The sequence below is a fragment of the Marinactinospora endophytica genome, from assembly GCF_054780875.1.
Genome location: NZ_BAAGVM010000046.1, coordinates 1 through 556, shown reverse-complemented (window position 1 = coordinate 556; position 556 = coordinate 1). Strand labels below are relative to the sequence as shown.

The 556-nt window shown below is 75.2% G+C and carries 1 protein-coding gene; it reads right to left on the bottom strand.

Translation table 11 applies throughout. The features are described 5' to 3' along the window. A partial coding sequence (locus ACYVHU_RS26715) for a SpnB-like Rossmann fold domain-containing protein (RefSeq protein WP_498949928.1) occupies positions 1 to 503 on the bottom strand: 503 nt, incomplete at its 3' end. Positions 504 to 556 lie beyond the last annotated feature (53 nt).

The window sequence follows — 556 nt, the reverse complement described above, 5'->3', positions numbered from 1 at the left end:
ACCGCCGACCCCACCAAACCCGGGCCACCATCACCGGCACGCGCCCCCACCACACCCGAGGACACCACCACCAACCGCACACCCGACAGACGCTCATCCCCCACCCAAGCACCCACCACCGCCGCCAGGTCCCCCAGCGCGTTCCGCACCGCGTCCCCGAGCCCGGCGCCGTCCGTCTCGGGCGGATCGAAGGGGAGGATCACCGCCTCCGGCCGCACCTCACCGGCCCCCACCGCGGCACCCAGCTCCGTCACATCGGCGAACCGCACGAACCGGCTTCCCGCCGGCTCCTCCCCCGACAGCAGGTCCGAAAGCCCGTCGCCCACCACGGCCACCACGCCGGAGAGCGCGGCCGGCTCACCGGTGAAGGGCTCCCAGCGCAGGTGGCGCAGGGCCGCGTGCCCGGAGGTGGTCCCCGCCGCCAGTTCCCCGGCGGGGAGGGGGCGGGAGATCAAAGAGGCGATCTCGGCCACCGGCGCACCCGCGCCATCGGCCAACCGCACCCGCACACCACCATCACCCGCCGGCACCACATGCACCCGCACCCGCGACGCAC